This window comes from Actinacidiphila sp. bgisy144, assembly GCF_057708105.1.
On the sequence record NZ_JBYIRM010000022.1, the window covers coordinates 42,270 to 60,715 of the forward strand.

General features: G+C 74.2%; 16 protein-coding genes. 7 read left to right on the top strand and 9 right to left on the bottom strand.

The window, feature by feature from the left end; genetic code table 11:
* The first annotated feature begins 300 nt into the window (after nt 1–300).
* Complete coding sequence (locus tag AC3EVP_RS24045) at nt 301–1,368, top strand: small ribosomal subunit Rsm22 family protein (protein ID WP_435132880.1); 1,068 nt, start codon at nt 301–303, stop codon at nt 1,366–1,368.
* 173 nt (nt 1,369–1,541) lie between these two features.
* Here the strand turns inward: AC3EVP_RS24045 and AC3EVP_RS24050 are convergent, their stop codons facing one another.
* Together AC3EVP_RS24050 and AC3EVP_RS24055 are read right to left on the bottom strand one after the other, a co-directional pair.
* Nucleotides 1,542–2,669 carry a magnesium and cobalt transport protein CorA gene (locus AC3EVP_RS24050; protein WP_435132882.1) on the bottom strand — a complete coding sequence of 376 codons (1,128 nt, stop codon included), beginning with the start codon at nt 2,667–2,669 and terminating at the stop codon, nt 1,542–1,544.
* Complete coding sequence (locus AC3EVP_RS24055; protein ID WP_435132885.1) at nt 2,666–4,258, bottom strand: phytoene desaturase family protein; 1,593 nt, start codon at nt 4,256–4,258, stop codon at nt 2,666–2,668. The genes AC3EVP_RS24050 and AC3EVP_RS24055 overlap by 4 nt, the downstream gene beginning before the upstream one ends.
* 293 nt (nt 4,259–4,551) lie before the next feature.
* On the opposite strand from AC3EVP_RS24055, the gene ddaH reads away from it, so the two are divergent.
* Complete coding sequence (ddaH, locus tag AC3EVP_RS24060) at nt 4,552–5,370, top strand: dimethylargininase (RefSeq protein ID WP_435133044.1); 819 nt, start codon at nt 4,552–4,554, stop codon at nt 5,368–5,370.
* Here ddaH and AC3EVP_RS24065 read toward each other — a convergent pair.
* The 3 genes from AC3EVP_RS24065 to AC3EVP_RS24075 are packed head-to-tail and all read right to left on the bottom strand — an operon-like array spanning nt 5,303 to nt 8,336.
* Entirely contained in the window at nt 5,303–6,211 is a 909-nt protein-coding gene (locus tag AC3EVP_RS24065; RefSeq protein ID WP_435132886.1) for a heme ABC transporter ATP-binding protein, read from the bottom strand. The genes ddaH and AC3EVP_RS24065 overlap by 68 nt on opposite strands.
* Nucleotides 6,208–7,329 carry a FecCD family ABC transporter permease gene (locus tag AC3EVP_RS24070; protein WP_435132889.1) on the bottom strand — a complete coding sequence of 374 codons (1,122 nt, stop codon included), beginning with the start codon at nt 7,327–7,329 and terminating at the stop codon, nt 6,208–6,210. Before AC3EVP_RS24070 ends, AC3EVP_RS24065 begins: the two co-directional genes overlap by 4 nt.
* Complete coding sequence (locus AC3EVP_RS24075) at nt 7,326–8,336, bottom strand: heme/hemin ABC transporter substrate-binding protein (RefSeq protein ID WP_435132892.1); 1,011 nt, start codon at nt 8,334–8,336, stop codon at nt 7,326–7,328. Before AC3EVP_RS24075 ends, AC3EVP_RS24070 begins: the two co-directional genes overlap by 4 nt.
* Nucleotides 8,337–8,508: 172 nt before the next feature.
* On the opposite strand from AC3EVP_RS24075, the gene AC3EVP_RS24080 reads away from it, so the two are divergent.
* Nucleotides 8,509–10,065: an HtaA domain-containing protein gene (locus AC3EVP_RS24080; RefSeq protein ID WP_435132894.1), complete on the top strand. Its 1,557-nt coding sequence runs from the start codon at nt 8,509–8,511 to the stop codon at nt 10,063–10,065.
* Between the two features lie 111 nt (nt 10,066–10,176).
* Nucleotides 10,177–11,766 carry an HtaA domain-containing protein gene (locus tag AC3EVP_RS24085; RefSeq protein ID WP_435132897.1) on the top strand — a complete coding sequence of 530 codons (1,590 nt, stop codon included), beginning with the start codon at nt 10,177–10,179 and terminating at the stop codon, nt 11,764–11,766.
* A gap of 19 nt (nt 11,767–11,785) precedes the next feature.
* Here the strand turns inward: AC3EVP_RS24085 and AC3EVP_RS24090 are convergent, their stop codons facing one another.
* Entirely contained in the window at nt 11,786–12,694 is a 909-nt protein-coding gene (locus AC3EVP_RS24090) for a helix-turn-helix domain-containing protein (protein ID WP_435132900.1), read from the bottom strand.
* 309 nt (nt 12,695–13,003) lie between these two features.
* Here AC3EVP_RS24090 and AC3EVP_RS24095 point away from each other — a divergent pair, with 309 nt between their 5' ends.
* Complete coding sequence (locus AC3EVP_RS24095; RefSeq protein ID WP_488179825.1) at nt 13,004–14,254, top strand: helix-turn-helix domain-containing protein; 1,251 nt, start codon at nt 13,004–13,006, stop codon at nt 14,252–14,254.
* A 67-nt stretch (nt 14,255–14,321) separates the two neighbouring features.
* Here AC3EVP_RS24095 and AC3EVP_RS24100 read toward each other — a convergent pair whose 3' ends face one another.
* The gene (locus tag AC3EVP_RS24100) at nt 14,322–14,972 is read right to left on the bottom strand and encodes a biliverdin-producing heme oxygenase (protein WP_435132903.1); all 651 of its coding nucleotides are present in this window, start codon (nt 14,970–14,972) and stop codon (nt 14,322–14,324) included.
* A 214-nt stretch (nt 14,973–15,186) separates the two neighbouring features.
* Between AC3EVP_RS24100 and AC3EVP_RS24105 the strand changes: the two genes are divergently transcribed.
* Nucleotides 15,187–15,984, top strand: a complete 798-nt coding sequence (locus AC3EVP_RS24105; RefSeq protein WP_435132906.1) for a bifunctional DNA primase/polymerase — start codon at nt 15,187–15,189, stop codon at nt 15,982–15,984.
* A gap of 74 nt (nt 15,985–16,058) precedes the next feature.
* On the opposite strand, the gene AC3EVP_RS24110 is transcribed toward AC3EVP_RS24105, so the two are convergent.
* Entirely contained in the window at nt 16,059–17,093 is a 1,035-nt protein-coding gene (locus tag AC3EVP_RS24110; RefSeq protein WP_435132909.1) for an SCO2278 family lipoprotein, read from the bottom strand.
* A 62-nt stretch (nt 17,094–17,155) separates the two neighbouring features.
* Nucleotides 17,156–18,013, bottom strand: coding sequence for a type I methionyl aminopeptidase (gene map, locus AC3EVP_RS24115; protein ID WP_335982628.1), 858 nt, complete (start codon nt 18,011–18,013; stop codon nt 17,156–17,158).
* Nucleotides 18,014–18,129: 116 nt separating this feature from the next.
* Here map and AC3EVP_RS24120 point away from each other — a divergent pair, with 116 nt between their 5' ends.
* Entirely contained in the window at nt 18,130–18,324 is a 195-nt protein-coding gene (locus AC3EVP_RS24120; RefSeq protein ID WP_335982630.1) for a hypothetical protein, read from the top strand.
* Nucleotides 18,325–18,446 lie beyond the last annotated feature (122 nt).

The window sequence follows — 18,446 nt, forward strand, 5'->3', positions numbered from 1 at the left end:
ACCGACGAGGAGCCCCAGCACTTCCCCAAGTGCTGGCGCTCCGTGACACCTGCGAACGGTAAGCCACCAAGGGTCCGTTGCGCCGTCGATTGCACGTATTCGAGTGGATGTGATGACAGAGTTGACTGTCTGCGTGTGCTCTTGGCCGCTTCGACGGTCTCCGACCCCCGCCGCCCGCGCAAGAGGGCGTCCCCTCCCGGCGCGCAGCCCGGAGTGCCGCCGCCGGCGGCGCGGGGACGTGCGGGGGCCGGGCGCGGGGACGGGCGGGGGCCGGCCGCGGACCGCCTAGAGTGGGGCTTCGTGTCTCTCGTTCCCACCGTGCACCTGCCCGACGACCTTGCCGCGGCGCTGACGCGCCGGCTTGCCGCCACCGCGCCGACCGAGGCGTCCGCGCAGGTGGACCGGCTGATCGAGAACTACCGCGGGGCGACACCCACGGCCGCGCCGGTGCTGCGGGACGCGGGTGACGCGGCGGCGTACGCGGCGTACCGGATGCCCGCGACGTACGCGGCCGCGCGGTCGGCGCTGGCCGAGCTGCGGGCCCGTACGGGGGCCTGGACCCCGCGGGCGCACCTCGACCTCGGCGGGGGGACGGGCGCCGCGCGGTGGGCGGTCGCCGACACCTGGCCGGGGGAGTCCGGGCCGCGCGGCACCGTACTGGACTGGTCGGCCGCCGCGCTCGACCTCGGGCGGGCGCTGGCCGCCGACGCCTCGGCGCCCTCGATGCGGGCCACCACCTGGACCCGGGCGCCGCTGTCGGGGGCGCCCGAGCTCCCGGCGGCGGACCTGGTCACGGTCTCCTACGTGCTCGGCGAACTCACTCCCGGCGACCGCGCGTCGCTGGTCGACGCGGCCGCCGGCGCCGCCCGCGCGGGCGGGGTGGTGCTGGTCGCGGAACCCGGTACGCCCGAGGGCTACGCGCGGGTGATCACCGCCCGCGACCGGCTGGTCGCCGCCGGGTTCAGGGTGCTGGCGCCCTGCCCGCACAGCGGGCCCTGCCCGGTCACGGGCACCGACTGGTGCCACTTCGCCGCGCGCGTGCCGCGGTCCGCGCTGCACCGCCAGGTCAAGGGCGGCACCCTGCCGTACGAGGACGAGAAGTTCAGCTACGTCGCCGCCGTCCGCCCCGACGGCGCCGGGACCCCTCCCGCACCTGCCGCCAACCGCGTGGTGCGCCACCCGCAGACCCGCAAGGGCCAGGTCCTCCTCGACCTGTGCGCCGCCGCGGGCGACCTCACCCGCACCACCGTCACCAAACGCCACGGCCCCCTCTACCGCGCCGCCCGCGACGCCCGCTGGGGCGCCCCCTGGCCCCCCGACGACCAGCCCGCCAGCGGCGGAGGGTCGGACCGCGAAGGGGCGGTCTAGGTCGTGTCTGACAAATAGCGTCGTCCCGCCCAAAGGGCGGGGGCTGCCGGGGCCTGGTGCGTGCGATCGCAAGGCGGAGGGAGGAGAGCGCAGCGGGCTGCGCCGACGACCGACAACGCAGCGAGCGTGCGTGCCAGACCCCGTCAGCCAGGCGGGATTTGTTCAGACACGACCTACAGCCAGCCGACGCGGTGGAAGGCGCGGTAGCACAGGGCGGACAGGACGGCGGTGACGCCGAGCATCACCGGGTAGCCGTAGGTCCAGGCGAGTTCGGGCATGTGGTGGAAGTTCATGCCGTAGAAGCCGGCGATCATCGTCGGGATGGCGAGGATCGCCGCGCCGGCGCTGATCCGGCGCATGTCGACGTTCTGCTGCACGGCGAGCTGGCTGAGGTTGGCCTGGAGCAGGCCGTCCACCAACTCGCCGAAGGCCAGGAGCTGTTCGCGGACGTGGGAGAGGTGGTCGGAGACGTCGCGGAAGTAGCGGCCCATTTCGGCGCTGACCAGGCCGTCGGCGCCCTCGGTGAGGCGTTCGAGCGGGCGGGCCAGCGGGAAGACGGCGCGCTTGAACTCGATGAGTTCGCGCTTGAGTTGGTAGATGCGGCTGGCGTCGTCGCCGTGCTCGGGTGAGAACACGTCGGACTCCAGAGTGTCCACGTCGAGTTCGACCGCGTCGGCGACGTCGACGTAGTCGTCCACGACCTGGTCGGTGATGGCGTGCAGCACCGCGGTCGGGCCGTGCGCCAGGATCTCCGGGCGGCTTTCCAGGGCGCGCCGGACCCGGGCGAGCCCGGGCGCGCTGCCGTGCCGCACCACGACCACGAAGTCCGGGCCGAGGAAGATCATCACCTCGCCGGTGTCGACCACCTCGCTGGTCGCGGTGAGCTTCTCGTGCTCCACGAAGACGACCGTCTTGAGCACCAGGAAGAGCGTGTCGCCGTACCGCTCCAGCTTCGGCCGCTGGTGGGCGTGCACCGCGTCCTCCACCGCGAGCGGGTGCAGCCCGAAGACCTGCGCGATCTCCTCCAGGTGCTCCGCGTCCGGCTCGTGCAGCCCGATCCACGCGAAACCGCCGCGCTTGCGGGCCTCGTCCAGCGCCTCCTGCGGCGGCAGCGACGCGGCCCGGCAGCCCTCCTCGTACACCGCGCAGTCCACCACCACGTCGGCGGTGCAGCGCCGCTGCTCGGGCAGCTCGCGCTCCGCGCCGTCCAGGGCGTGCCAGCGGCCGCCGCGCCGCCACTGCCGCCCGAAACCGCGCCGGGAGGCGTCCTTGCGGTGCGCCACCGCGGGGGTGTCCGTCATCGTGCCTTCTCCAGTACCGCTCTCGCCGCGTTGTGCCCGGGGACACCGCTGACCCCGCCGCCGCGGACCGCGCCCGCGCCGCAGAGGAAGACGTTCGCACATCCGGTGCCGACACCCCAACGGTCTGTGCTCTGGGTCACATCGCCGTCGGCGCCGGGGCCGGCCGGGGCCGCGTACGGCCAGGACAGGTCCCGGTGGAAGATGTGGCCGCCGGGCAGCCCCACCTCCCGTTCCAGGTCCAGCGGCGACTTCGCCTCCAGGCACGGCCGCCCGTCCGCGTCGGTGGCCAGGCAGTCCGCCAGCGGCTCGGCGAGCACCGCGTCGAGCCGGTCCAGCGTCGCCGCCAGCAGCTCGCGCTTGGCGCCCTCTGGGTCGGCGGCGAAGAGCCGGGCGGGCGCGTGCAGCCCGAAGAGCGTCAGGGTGTGCGCACCGGCCGCGGCCAGCTCGGGGGAGAGGATCGAGGCGTCGGTCAGCGAGTGGCAGTAGATCTCCGACGGGGGCGCGTCCGGCACCCGCCCGGCGGCCGCCTGCTCGTACGCCGCCTGCAACTGCCCGTAGCCCTCGGCGACATGGAAGGTGCCCGCGAACGCCTCGCGCGGGTCCACCGCGCGGTCCCGCAGCCGCGGCAGGCGGCGCAGCAGCATGTTCGCCTTCAGCTGCGCGCCTTCCGGGCGGGGCGGCGGGGGTGTGCCGAGCAGCCCGGCCAGCGTGTGCGGGGAGGCGTTCACGAGCACGTCTCGGGCGGCGACCGTACGGGTCCGGCCGCTCCCGGCGTCCTCGTACGCCACCTCCGCGACCGTGCCGTCGGTGGTGATCGCGGTGACCTCGGCGCCGGTGGTGATCCGCGCGCCCGCCGCGCGCGCCGCGTCCGCGAGGGCGTCGGTGAACGCGCCCATCCCGCCGACCGGCACGTCCCAGTCGCCGGTGCCGCCGCCGATCACGTGGTAGAGGAAGCAGCGGTTCTGCCGCAGCGACGGGTCGTGCGCGTGGGTGAAGGTGCCGATCAGCGCGTCGGTGAGGACCACGCCGCGCACCGTGTCGTCGGCGAACGCCGCCTCCACCGCCTCCCCGAGCGGCCGCTCGAACAGCGCCTCCCAGGCGGCGCTGTCGCCCACCCGGCGCTCCAGCTCCGCCCGGGTCGGCAGCGGCTCGGTGAGGGTGGGGAAGACCTGCCGGGCCACGTGCGCGGTCATCGCGTAGAACCGCTGCCACGCCTCGAACTCCCGGTCCGAGCCGGTCAGCCGCGCGAACTGCTCCCGGGTGCGCCCGCCGTCCACCGCGTCCACCAGCAGCCCGGTGTCCCCGTGCGGGGTGTACGACGAGATGCGGCGCCGCCGCACCGCGAAGCGCAGGCCCAGGTCGTCCACGATCTTCCGCGGCAGCAGGCTGACCAGGTACGAGTAGCGCGACAGCCGCGCGTCCACCCCGCGGAAGGCCCGCGTCGACACCGCGGCGCCCCCGGTCCCCGGCAGCCGCTCCAGCACCAGCACGCTCCGCCCGGCCCGGGCGAGATACGCCGCGGCCACCAGACCGTTGTGCCCGCCGCCCACGATCACGACGTCCTGCCGCGCCCCGCTTCCCACGTCCATCCCCGCACTGTACGGCGCCCCGGGCCGCCCGGGCGGGACCCCGCCCCTCGGGTACGGCGCCCTCCCCGGCGGGGTGCGGGCCGGGGGCCCGAACGGGCTAGGGACCGGTAGGGCGAACCGGGCGCACAATGCAGGCGTACGACCCCGTGCGGACGAACTGCCGTACGGGGCCGTGCGATTCCGCGTCCCCGGCTCCGGGCCGACCGTCCGGTGCGGGGGCGCCGTGCAAGTCAGGCACTCAACCACCCTCCGAGGAGCCCCCATTGCGCATCGCGACGCCCCGCCGGTACCTGATGTGCCCACCGGCGCACTACCGAGTGACGTACAGCATCAACCCCTGGATGGACCCGCGGAAACCGGTGGACCCGGCGCTCGCGATGTTCCAGTGGGAGGACCTGCGGGAGCGCTACCGCGGGCTCGGACACACCGTGGAGGTGCTCGACGCGCTGCCGGGCCTGCCCGACATGGTGTTCGCGGCGAACGGTGCCACCGTCGTGGACGGCCGGGTGCTGGGCGCGCGGTTCGCCAACCCCGAGCGCACCGCGGAGGCCCCGGCGCACCTCGCCTGGTTCCGCGCGCACGGCTACCCCGACATCCGCGAGCCGGAGCACGTCAACGAAGGGGAGGGCGACTTCGCGGTGACGTCCTCCTGGCTGCTGGCCGGGCAGGGCTTCCGCAGCAGCCCCCTCGCGCACGACGAGGCACAGGAGTTCTTCCGCCGCCCCGTCATCAGCCTCGAACTCACCGACCCCCGCTACTACCACCTCGACACCGCGCTCGCCGTCCTCGACGACGACGCCGACGAGATCATGTACTACCCGGGCGCCTTCACCCCCGGCAGCCGCGCCGTCCTCGCCCGGCTCTTCCCCGACGCGCTGCTCGCCACAGCCGAGGACGCCGCCGCCTTCGGCCTCAACGCCGTCAGCGACGGCCGCAACGTGCTGCTGCCGCGCGCCGCCAAGGGCCTGCGCGGGCCGCTGCGCCGCCGCGGTTTCGCCCCCGTCGCCGTCGACCTGTCCGAGTTCCACAAGGCAGGCGGCAGCGTCAAGTGCTGCACGATGGAGCTGCGCCCGCAGGTCCCCCCGGCGCCTCCGGTGCCCCCGGTTCCGTAGTGCGGTGCGGGTGGATCAGGGGGCGGCCGGTGCGCGGGTGGGGGAGGACCTCCACCGGGTGCCGGTAGACCCGGGTGAGCAGCGGCGCGGTGAGCACATCGGCGGGGAAGCCGTCGGCGGCGATCAGGCCGCCGGCCAGGACGGCGACGCGGTCGGCGTGCGCCGCGGCGAGCCCGAGGTCGTGCAGGACCACGACGACGGCCCGCCCGGCGGCGGCCTGACCGCGGCAGACCCGCAGCACCAGCTCCTGGTGGCGCAGGTCCAGCGCCGCGGTCGGCTCGTCGAGCAGCACCAGCGGCGCCTGCTGGGCCAGGACGCGGGCGAGGCCGACGCGGGCGCGCTCCCCGCCCGACAGCGCGGGACAGGGGCGCGCCGCCAGCGCCCGCACCTCGGTGGCGGCCATGGCGGCGGCGACCGCGGAGCCGTCGTCGCGCCCCGCCCAGGGCGCCCGGCCCATCCGCACCACCTCCTCGACGGTGAACGGGAAGGCGAGCGGCGCGGACTGCGGCAGCACCGCCCGGCGCAGGGCGAGTTGGGCGGCCGTCCAGGACGCCACGGGCGCGCCGCCCACCCGCACCTCACCGTCCCCGGCGGGCAGGTCACCGGCGAGCGCGGCCAGCAGCGTGGACTTGCCGGCCCCGTTGGGCCCGACCAGCGCCAGCACCTCCCCGGCCCGCACGTCCAGCGACACCCCCGCCAGCACCTCCCGACCGCCCAGCGACACCCGCACCTCGCGGGCGGCGGCGAGCACGTCGCCGGGCCGGGCGGGCGCGGGAGGCGCCGGCCGCGCCGCGAACAGCCCGCGCAGCCCCCGGCGGCCGGGCGGCGTACGCCCGCTCACGCCCAACCCCCTTGCCGGCCACGGGTCCTGCGCAGCAGCCAGAAGAAGAACGGGCTGCCGACGAGCGCGGTCAGCACCCCGAGCGGCAACTCGGCCGGCGCCGCCAGGGTCCGCGCGGCCAGGTCCGCGGCCACCAGCACCAGGGCCCCGCCCAGCGCGCTGCCCGGCAGCAGGAAGCGGTGGCCGGGGCCCGCCGCCATCCGCAGCAGGTGCGGCACCACCAGCCCGACGAAGGAGACGATGCCCGCGACCGCCACCGCGGCGGCGGTCAGCAGCGCCACCACCGCGATCAGCGCCAGCCGCGTCCGCTCCACGTCGACCCCCAGGTGCCGGGCCTGCCGCTCGCCGAGCGCCAGCAGGTCCAGCCGGCGCGCGTACCAGGGCGCCACGGCGAGCCCGGCCACCGCGCACGGCAGCACCGCGAGCACCTTCGGCCAGGTCGCCTGCGCCAGCGAACCCAGCTGCCAGAACGTGATCTCGGTGAGCTGCGCGCTGTCCGCGGTGAACACGCACAGCCCGATCGCCGCGCCCGCGAAGGCGTTGACGGCGATGCCGGTGAGCACCAGCGTCACCACCTCCGTACGGCCGCCGGAGCGGGACAGCCCGTAGACCACCAGGACGGTCAGCAGACCCGCGGCGAACGCGCAGACCGTGACCGTCCAGTTCCCGGCGAAGCCGAGGCCGAGCGCGATCGACCCGGCGGCGCCGACCGCGGCGCCCGAGGAGATCCCGATCACGCCCGGCTCGGCCAGCGGGTTGCCGAACACGCCCTGCATCAGCGCGCCCGCGCAGCCGAGCGACGCGCCGACCAGCACCGCGAGCACCACCCGCGGCATCCGCACGTCCCACAGCACCGACTCGCCCACCCGGTCCAGCCGGTGGCCGCCGAGCCCGGCCCGGTGCGCCACCGACGCCATGACGTCACCGGTGCCGAGGTGATAGGCCCCCACGCCGACCGACAGCAGCACCACCAGCACCAGGCCGACGGCAAGTCCCGTACCGAGCAGGGTGTTGCGCCGCTCCCATGGCCAACGGACGCCGGAAGCAGCGGGCTTGGCGGCGGGCGCGCCGGCATCGGGGCCCGCGGGGGCGGCCGTGGTGTCCTGGGATGCCGTCACTTCGCCGACTCCCGTATTCCGTCGGCCAGTTCCCGCAGCACCACATCCGTGCGCGGGCCGAAGTTCAGCAGGGTGCCGTCGTCGATCGCGACCACCCGGCGGTCCAGTCCGGCCGGGGTCTGGGCGACGCCCGGCACCTTCTCCAGGCCCGCGACCCCGCCCACCGACCGGAGCCCCTCGGTCATCACCAGGATGACGTCGGGCGCGGCCTTCACCAGGGCCTCGGCGGTGATCGGGGTGAAGTCCTTCGTCAGGCCGGACGCCACGCCCGCGTCGGTGCCCCCGGCCGCGGCGATCAGGGAGTCGGCGCCGGAGCCGCGCCCGCCGATCAGGTAGACGGACGCGGTGCCGCGCAGGTAGAGGAAGGCGACCCGCGGCCTGCGCGCCTCGGCCGGAACCTCCCGGCGGACGGCGGCGATCCGCTGCGCGGTGCGCGTACGCAGCTTCTTCCCCGCGGACGCCACGCCGAGCGCGGCGGCCACCGCGTCGATCCGCGGGCCGACGTCGGACAGCGAGGTCGCGGCCGGGAGGACCACCAGCGGTACGCCCGCCGCCCGGATCTGCGCGATCGCGTCTGCCGGGCCGGTGGTGGACTCGGCGAGGACGACCGTCGGACGCAGCGAGAGCACGCCCTCCGCGGACACGTCGTGCGCGCGGGTGACCAGGGGGAGCTTGGCCGCCTGAGCGAAGGTCGCCGAGATGTCGCGGGCCACCACACGGCTGCCCAGCCCGAGGGTGAAGACCACCTCGGACAGGCCGCCGGTGAGCGGGATGATCCGGTCGTCGCTGCGCACGGTGACGGTACGGCCGTCGGATGACCTTACGGTGGCGGGCAGTTGGGGCGCGGGGGTGCCGGACAGCGGCTGTACCAGGTCGGCGGCGGAGGCGGTGGACCCGGCCGGGGCGGGCGTGCCCGGCGAGGCGCTGCCGCCGCACCCGGCCAGCAGGACCGCCAGTGCGAGGGCGAGTGCGGCGGCCCACCGCCATTCCGTCGAGCGCGATCCCACGTTCCCCGTCCCGTCCGTGCTGTGTACCGGCCCTCTTCGCACTGCTCGCCGCCTCCTCGTCGTCGTCACGGTCACCGTCACCGTCCCGGACCTCCGGGGGCGGGCTTCCCGCCGCCCATGAGGTTAGCTTAGGTTAGCCTTACCTAAGTCGGTCGGTTCTTGGGAGGTCCGTATGCCGTTGCTCCGCCCTGCCCGGGTCCGGGCCCGTGTGCGCCGCCGCGTACGGCTCCGGCCGCGCATCGCCACCTGCCTCGCCCTGCTCGCCGCCGCGCTCCTCGCGCCGGTGACCGCCGCGCACGCGGCTCCGCAGGACGCGCCCACCCGCACGGTGCTGGGCGGCCGGCTGGACTGGGGCATCAAGGCGTCGTTCCAGAGCTACGTCACCGGCCCCATCGCACAAGGCAGTTGGAGCCTGACCGGGGGCGCCGACACCGTCGGCAGCAGCCAGTTCCGCTTCCCGTCCGCGCAGGGCACGTACGACCCGGCCACCGGCGCGCTCACCGCCGGCTTCCAGGGCGGCGTGCACTTCGTCGGGCACCGCCAGAGCAGCGGGAGCTACGTCCTCGACCTGGCCATCTCCCGCCCCACCGTGCGGATCTCCGGCCGCACCGGCACCCTCTACGCCGACATGCGCAGCAAGGACAAGGACACCGGGAAATTCACCACCACCGCCCAAGTACCGCTCGCCGCCCTAGCGTTGGGCAAGGTCAGCACCAAGGGCGCCACCGGCACGCAGCTCGACCTCGGCACCGTCCCGGCGACGCTCACCGCGCAGGGCGCGCGCGCCTTCGCCGGCTACTACACCGCGGGCACCGTCCTCGACCCGGTCACCTTCTCCGTCGACCTGCACCGCCCCGCCGCCGCGACCACCGGCTCGCCCGCCAAGTCGCCCCCGTCAACTGCAAGTTCGAGCTCCACGTCCGGCCCGCTGACCGGCGGCGCCGTCGACTGGGGCATACGCCGCACCTTCCGCGAGTACGTCAGCGGCGACATCGCGCACGGCCGGACGCAGGTCTCCGGCGGGGCCCAGGACGGCGGCGCCGTCTACCGCTTCGGCAGCGGCAAGGGCAGCTACGACGCGAAGACCCGCACTCTGGACGCCTCGTTCACCGGAACCGTCCGCTTCCTCGGCCTGCGCGCGGCCGACGGATCGTACGGGCTCGACCTCGCGCTCAGCGGCGTACGCGTCCACCTCGCCGGCGCCAAGGGCACCCTCTACGCCGACGGGACCGCCTTCGCCACCTTCACCGCGCCCGCCGCGCCCACACCCAGGAACGGCCTGCTCACGGTCGCCGACGCGCCCACCGAACTGACCGCGCGGGGCGCCGCGAAGTTCAACGGCCTGTACACCGCGGGCACGTCGATGGACCCGATCAGCGTGTCCGCCACCCTGACGGCGAGCGCGAAGCTGCCCGCGCTGCCGGACATCGGCACCGCCCCGACCACGGCCGCCGCCGCACCCGCGACGGCGCCCGCACCGCCCGCCGGCAGCGCGCCCGCCGCCGCTCCGCACCCCGAAAACGCCTCCGACGGCACCGGCGCCGGTGCCGGGACGGTCACCGCGCTGTCCCTCGGCGCGGCGGCCGTCCTCGCGGCGGCCGCGTTCGCCCGGGTCCGCGCCCGCGGGCGCCGCGGCGACCGGGCCGTCACCGTACCCGGGTCCGGTGACGGACCCGCCCCTGAGCCCGGTCTCGGGCCCGGACCGACATCCGGGCCCGAGGCCGACTGAAGCCGGCGGCAGCGGATACCCCGCGCCCGCTGCCGCCGGTCCCCCCAACTCCCGTTGCCCGTACACCCCTTGCGCATCGCACCCGTTGCGCCCCAAAGGAGGCATTCCGCCATGTCCGCGCTCACCCGTATGCCCCGACGGCACCGCTCCCGCCTGCTCGCCCTCGCCATCGCCGCCGCCACGGCCGGGGGCGCCGCCGCGCTCGGCCTGCCCGCGCTCGCCGCCGCCGCGGACGCCCCACCGCCGACCCTGCCGCTGAGCGGCGGCACCTTCGACTGGGGCGTGAAGCAGTCCTTCCGCGGCTACGTCACCGGCATCGCGGCGGGCACCATCACCACCGCCGACGGCGCGACCGCCAACGACGACGGCACCTACCGCTTCACCCACGGCACCGGCACGTACGACACCAGCACGCACTCCGTGACGGTCGCGTTCGACGGCAGCGTGGAGTTCGCCTCCACACTGCACGGCTTCGACATCAAGCTCGCCGACATCAAGCTGACCACCACCGGCACGACCGGCACCCTCACCGCCGACGTCACCTCGGCGGGCACCACCTCCGAGGACGTGGACTTCGCCTCGCTCGACCTGTCGGCGGCCACCGCGGGCCACGGCTCCGACGGCAGCATCACCTACGACGCGATCGCGACCGCGCTCACCGCGGACGGCGCGCAGGCGTTCAACGGGATGTACCAGGCGGGCACGGCGCTCGACCCCGCGAACCTCGCGGTGACGGCGGGCTCGGCCACGACGACCCCGGCGACCACCCCGCCCACCACCCCGCCGACGACGGCACCCACGACGGCACCCAGCACCGAGCCGGCCACGACCGGGCCGACCACCGGGCCGACCACGTCGGCTCCCGCCACGACGGACCCGGCGACCACCGCGCCCGCGGCTCCCACCGACACCGACGCCGACGCCGACACCGACGAGGGCACCGGCGCCACCGTGGTGGACGGCAACCTCGACTGGGGCGTGAAGGAGTCCTTCCGCAGCTACGTCACCGGCCCGATCGCCGACGGCAAGGCCGAGTTGAGCGGGGGCGCCGCCGACACCGCCGCCGGCTACCGCTTTCCGAAGGGAACCGGCACCTGGGACGCCGACGGCAAGGCGCTCAACGTGTCCTTCGCCGGCGGCGTCCACTTCCTCGGGCACCTCACCGACGGCACCTACCTGCTCGACCTGTCCTTCAGCAACCTCAAGGTGACCACCAGCGGCAGCACCGGCACCCTGACCGCCGACGTCACCAGCAAGGACATGTCCACGGGGAAGACCAGCAGTTACGACGACCTCGACGTGGCCACCCTCAGCAAGGTGTCGCCCACGGTCAACGGGGAGGTGGTCACCGTCAGTTCGGCCGCCGCCTCGCTCACCGCCGACGCGGCGGGCGTCTTCAGCGGGTTCTACCAGGCTGGTGACGCGCTCGACCCGGTGACCGTCGCGGTCTCCCTCGAGGACAACGCCGCGCTCCCCACCGCCTCGACCGCCTCCATCGGCACCTCCGCGGCGGACACGTCGTACGGTGCCGCCACGGTCGGCGGCACCGACGGCACCACCGACGGCGCCACGCTCGCGTCCACCGGGTCCGACACCCCCGTCCCCCTCCTCCTCGGCGCGGCCGCCGCCCTCGTCGTCACCGGTGCCGCGGCCACGGCCCTCGTAGCCCGCTCCCCCCGCCCGCGCCGCACCACCGGCTGACGCCCCCGGGGTACCGGGCTCACGACGCGGCACCCTCCTCCGGCGTCCCGTGCTGCGTGTGTTCGTCCAGCAGGGCTCGTAGGAAGGTCAGGGAGGCGGCGGGGGGCAGTGCGGTGTCGCGCAGGGAGTCGAAGGCGATGCGCAGCGGTTCGACTTCTTCGGGGTCGTCGGTGAGGTGGCCGCTCCAACTGCCCTGGGTGTAGGCGATGGTGGCGCCGTTGCGCAGGTAGACCAGTTCCAGGGCGCTGCGCAGGTGGTGGGGTCCGGTGCCGTAGGGCAGTACGTGCAGGGCGACGCCTGGCCACTGTGCTGCCTCGATGAGGTGCTCCAGTTGGGCGGTCCACGTCTTGGGGTCGCGGGCCTTGCGGCGCAGTACCGCTTCGTCGATCAGGGCCCGGTAGTGCACCGGCTCGGGTCCGGTCAGCCGCGCGTGCCGGTCCATCCGTGCCGTGACCTGCTCCTCGGCCTGTTCGTCGCTCAGTTGCGCGAGGTGCAGTTGTTCGCGCGCGTAGGCGCGGGTCTGGAGCAGGTCCGGGACGGTGCTGTTCGCGTATTCCTGGATGCCGGCGGCGTTCGCCTCGAACGGGGCGAGGCCGAGGACGAGTCGGTCCTTGGTCTCGCGTTTCGCCAGCCACCAGAGCCGCTCCAGCAGGTCCCCGGTTCCGTACACCGCGTCCAGCGCGCGGGCGGCTTGTACGGTACCCAAACGGCCGCCGGTCTCCAGCCGGTGCAGGTACGACTGCTCGTACCGGCATTTCTCGCCGAGTTGCACCAGGCTCATCCCGGAGCGTTCCCGTTCGTACGCGAGCCGGTTGGCGTACAGCGCCCGTGCCGAAAACCGGTCCACCGCCCGGACGTTCTTGCTCCTCGCATTCCCGTTGCCGCTTCCGTTGGCGTCGCCGATCGTGCTGTCGTCGTCGTTCTCCATGCGGGCGTCTCTTCCTTTTCTCCGATGTGGTCCGAAGGGTTCGGGTTCTGCTGCGACCGAGCTACGAGAGGTCCTCCAGCAATGCCGCTGGCGACAGGCGATGCGCCGGGTCCGTGTCCAGGCCCGCAAACCCAGTAGTTTCCTGCATGTCGATCTGCTGCTCCTCGGAACGGTGTCGGATCGGCCACGCCCCGGGGCCGGTTGCACGGCCGCCGGGGTCTCACCGTCCATCGAAGCCGTTCGGCACGTGCGGGTGAGGAACCAGACAGGGGGCCAGAGAGGGGCCAGACTGGGGAGGAAGGGGGCCAGATGGCGAGCGAAATCGAACGACGGCGCCGGTTCGGCGCGTACGTGGCACAGCTTCGGCGACGGGCCGACAAGTCCCAGCGAACTCTTGCGCTGCGGCTGTCGGATCTGTCGGGCACGCAGTCGATCACCCGTAATGAAGTGTCACGTTGGGAGCGTGGCGAACGCATTCCGGATACCTGGCTGCCGTTTCTGGCCCAGGCGCTGGGAGTTCCCGCATCCGAGATGGAGCGGGCCGCCGCGTATGCCCGCAACGCTCCCGGTGGAGTTCTGCCCGGCCCGTCCGCCACCTTGGCGGAGCTGCTTCCCGACGGTGACCTCATGGCCCCCCTGAGTGCCCCACAAGGCCGACGGATCGGCGCCGAGACCGTGGCCGACCTGGCCGCCCGCGTACATGCCCTGCGCCTGGCCGACGACGTGCTTTCCGGCGGCGACCTGATCGAACCGGCTTTCCGCGCACTCCATGCCGGGGTGCGCCTGCACCGAGAGGCGGCGTTCAGCGAACGCACCGGTCGCGCACTGCTCGTGCAGATCGGGGAGCTGGCCCAGATCGCGGGCTGGATCGCGTCGGACGCCGGACGCCACTCGGACGCCGAACGGGCCTACACGCTCGGTATCTCCGCCGCACGCCAGGCCGGTGACCGGCCGCTGGTCGCCAACCTCGCCGGGTCCCTCGCCTACCAGCACTCCAACACCGGCCGGGAACGCGAGGGGATCGACCTCGCCCACGCGGCGGTGGACGAAGCCGGACCGGACGCGCCGCCGAAGACCCGAGCCCTGTTCCTCGACCGGGTCGCGTGGGCCCACGCGAAGGCCGGGGAAGCGCGGTCCGCCATCCAGGCACTCGGTGCCGCCCACGACGCACTCGGATCAGCGGACACCGACGACGCACCCGCCTGGGCCTACTGGGTCACCCAGGCGGAACTGGAGGTGATGGACGCCCGCGCCTACACCGAACTGCGCCGGCCGCTCCGGGCGGTCCCCCTGCTCGAAGACGTGCTCGGCCGGTACGACGCCACGCACACCCGCGAGGTGGCGCTCTACCGTTCGTGGCTGGCCGTGGCCCTCGCCGATGCGAACGAGCCCGAGCGCGCGGTGGAAGAGGCGCACCGCACCATCGACGTGTCCGGCGACCTCACCAGCACGCGCACCTCCGAACGCGTCCGCGTCGTCCTCACCAGACTCCGCGCGTACGACGACCTGCCGGAGGTCCGCGACCTGATGAACGCCCACGGCCACCTCCTCCTCATCTGACCGCCCCCCGCCCGGGCCCCCGGGGGGATCAGCGCACCCCGGGGGAACACGGCGCCGCCAAAAGACGTCAGGCGGTGGCGAGGTCGGCGAGGAGGGCGCCGTTGAAGGTGAAGGCGCGGCGGGACTCGGCGATGACGCGGGCCTGTTCGGGGGCGTCGAGGGGGAGCGCGTCGAGCAGGGCACGGTAGGACCGCTTGAAGGCGGCGGGGTTGGGGATGCCGTCAAAGACGTAGAAGCGGACGCCGTCCCCCTTGTGGTCGAACCCCCACGTCTTCTGCGCGGTGTCGCGCACGACCTGCCCGCCGGAGAGGTCCCCGAGGTAGCGGGTGTAGTGGTGGGCGACGTAGCCGGCCGGCCAGGTCTCCGCGACCTCGGCGATGCGGGCGGCGTACGCGGCGGTGGCGGGCACGGCGGTGGCCCGTTGCTGCCAGCCGGGCCCGCGCAGGTGTGCGAGGTCCCGCTCCAGGGAGGGCACCCGGGAGAGCTCGGGGAAGAGGAAGGGCCCGGCCACGGGGTCGCCGGCGAGCGCGGCCGCGCCGTCCTCCAGCGCGCGGTAGACGAACCACAGCTGCTCGGTGTAGCGGGCGTACGCCTCGACGCCGAGCCGCCCGCCGAGCATGTCGCTCATGAACGAGGTGTTGTTGACCTCGGTGTGCAGGTCCTGGCTCGCGGTGCGGATGACGGTCGAGAAGGGCGTGGCGACAGGCAGCGGCGGCAAGGCGGTCTCCCGGAAGTCAACGAGTTAGGTATACCTAAGTAAGACGTGCCGCGCTCGATCGGTCAAGGTCTTGCCGACATCTCGTCGGTAAAGGTTGCACGGGAAGACTTCCACCCCGAGTGGCTGTTCAATCCAGGTAGGAGGCAGGATTGCCTCCACCGTCGGCGTACCGTGTCGGGTATCGCGGTGGCCCAGGGGCGAGGGAAGGAGCTCGATGGCAGGCAGGAACAGGTTGTCCGACTGGTTGCGCCGCGGCGCGGACAGCGGCTCGTCCGCCTCGTCCGCCTCGCCCGCCGAGCGCCCCACCCGCCCGGTCCGCCCCGCCCGGACACCGCGCGCCGCGCGCGGCTCCCGCTCCGGCCCCGCCGGCCCCGACCCGCGGCGCGACGAGCTGACCCGGGCCGCGGCCGCGGCCGGCTTCCGGCTGGTCCCGGCGGCCCACCCGGAGAACTACGGCTGTTCCTGCGAGCGGATCGGCTGTCCGATCCCCGGCCTGCACCCGGTCTCGCTCGCCTGGCAGACCCAGGCGTCCACCGATCCCCAGCGCGTCGAGGACTGGCTGCGCACCCACCCGCTGGCGAACTTCGTCACTGCGACCGGCATCGGCCACGACGTGCTCGACGTGCCCGCGGACGCCGGCCGGCTCGCCCTGGAGCGGCTGACGGCCGACGCGGCGACGCTCGGGCCGGTCGCGGCCCACGGCGAGGAGCGGCTGCTGTTCTTCACCGCCACCCGCGGCACCCCCGCCGACGAGGACGAGTGGTGGCCCTGCGCGCTGGACAGCCACCCCGAGACCGCCGACGAGCACCCCGGCATCCGCTGGCACTGCCGCGGCAGTTACGTCCTGCTGCCGCCCGCGCGGCTGCCCTCCGGCCACAGCGTCCAGTGGCTCGACGGCCACGGCCCGGACCTGCCGCTGCCCGACCCGCTGCCGGTACTCGCCATCCTCACCGACGCCTGCGCCCAGTTCGGCTACGAGTTCGAGCCCGCGCCGGTCGCCTGGGGCCGCTGACACCGGCACGCCCGCCAGGCGCCGACCCGCACCGCCCGCCGGCGGCCCGGCCGATGGTTCGGCTCCCGGCCCGGTTACTCGCCCTTCGCCGAGACCAGGCCCGTCAGGTAGCTCACGAACGTGACCTTCGCGCCCGCCTTCTTCGGCGGCACCCGCACCATGCTCTGCGCCACCCGGTAGAGGGTGATCGACGTCTTCGGGGTGCCGGAGGTGAGCGCCTTGGTGTCGTCGTCGAGGGTGAGCGGGTGGTCGGCGCGGAAGGTCGCCCGCGACTGGTGGCGGGAGCCGAAGAAGACGACGGCGCCGCCGTCGGTGGTGCGCAGCGCGACCGGCGCGAAGTCGCCCGCGACATCGGCCTGGTCGGCGTACTGCGTCACGGTGCTGGCGGTGTGCGCGGACTTCGCGCGGCTGTCCTTGAGCCCGGAGGTGGCCGGCCCGTCCGCGAACACCCCGGCCGCGGCGGCCCCGTTCTTCCCGGAACCGGAACCGGACCCGCCGGAAGCACCGGAACCCCCGGACGCACCGGCACCGCTGTCGAGGTAGTTCGCGTACTGCGCGCTCAACTGCCCCGGCTGCACCGCCAGATCGGTACCCGCCAGCGGCACCGCCTCGGCGTGCCCGTCCTTGTCGACGGCGAAGTCCGGCAGTTCGTCCGCCGTGGCCACCCCGAGGAAGTCCGCCTTCCACGGCTGCCCCGCCCCGCCGTGGCGGAACACCAGCAGCCAGCGCGCGTCCCCGTTGCGGTTCGTCTTCGCCTCCGCGACGAAGAACTTCGGCCAGCCGCGCTGCTCGGGGATGAGGAACTTCGCGTCGGAGAACTTCAGCGGCGAGTAACTCGTGTTCCCACCCGGGTTGTTGGCGTGCTTCGCGCGTACCCCGGCCTGGTCGATCGCACCCAGCGGCCCCGCCTCGGCGGCGGTGATCGCCTGCTCGTCGTAGGCCCTGGTCGCCTTGTTGTTCTGCGCGGCGAAGTCCGCCAGCACCTTGGCCGCCTCGGCGGGCCGGAGCGACGGAACAAGTGCGCGCTCGCCGTGCACGGTCACGCAGCCGGCCAGTGGCACGGTCAGCGCGATGGCGGCGGCCCCGAGGCACAACCTGCGGCGGATCATGGCGCGTCGGCTCTCCTTCGTACCCGATGGGGATCGCCGCAAACCCTACCGGGCGCCGCCCGTCAGGGGAGCGTGAGGACCTCGGCGCCGTCGGCCGTCACGACCAGCGTGTGCTCGAACTGGGCCGTGCGCCTGCGGTCCTTGGTGACGACCGTCCAGCCGTCCGCCCACATGTCGTACTCGTGGGTGCCCAGCGTGAGCATCGGCTCGATGGTGAAGGTCATCCCGGGCCGCAGCACCGTGGTCGCCCGCGGGTCGTCGTAGTGCGGCACGATCAGGCCCGAGTGGAAGGCGGTGTGGATGCCGTGCCCGGTGAAGTCCCGCACCACGCCGTAGCCGAAGCGCTTGGCGTACGACTCGATGACCCGCCCGATCACATTGAGTCGGCGGCCCGGCCGGACCGCCTTGATCGCCCGGTTCAGCGCCTCCTCGGTGCGCTCCACCAGCAGCCGCGACTCCTCGGCCACGTCGCCCACGAGATACGTCGCGTTGCAGTCGCCGTGCACGCCGTGGATGAACGCGGTGACGTCGAGGTTGACGATGTCGCCGTCCCGCAGCACCGTCGAGTCCGGAATGCCGTGGCAGATCACCTCGTTGACGGAGGTGCAGATCGACTTGGGGAAGCCGCGGTAGCCCAGGTCGGAGGGGTAGGCCCGGTGGTCGACCATGTAGGTGTGGGCGATCCGGTCCAGCTCGTCCGTCGTCACCCCCGGCGCCACCGCCTTCGCGGCCTCGGCCATCGCCCGCGCCGCGATCCGCGAGGCGACCCGCATCCGTTCGACGGTCTCCTCGTCCTGCACCTCGGAGCCGGTGTACGCGGCGGGGCCCGGCCGGCCGACGTACTCGGGCCGCGGGATCGACCCCGGGACCTGGCGGGAGGGGGACAGAGTGCCGGGCACGAGCGGCGACTGACCAGACATGCCGACGAGTGTATCCACGGGAGATCGGGCACGATGAGGAGGTCCGGGCCGCGCGGCAGGTGCGCCGGGCGGCGTCGGGACACGGCCGGTGGCGGCCGCGAGCGAGGGAGAGCGTCATGGTGTTCCACAAGGCGGACAAGCCCGCGGGCAAGCCGGGCGAGTGGTTCTACTGCCTGAAGCACCAGCGGGTCGAGGAGGGGCCGGACTGCCCGGCGAAGAACCGCTTCGGGCCCTACCCGACCAAGGCGGAGGCCGAGCACGCGATGGAGCGCGTCGCGGAGCGCAACGACGACTGGGACGCCCAGGACTGAGCCCCCGGGCCCAAGGCACCGCCGGCCAGGCGCTGTCCACCCGCCTGACCTGCACCGCGGGCGGCGGACGTGCCGGAAAACACGTTGCCCGCGCCCCCCTGCGCCCGGCAGATTCACCCGGG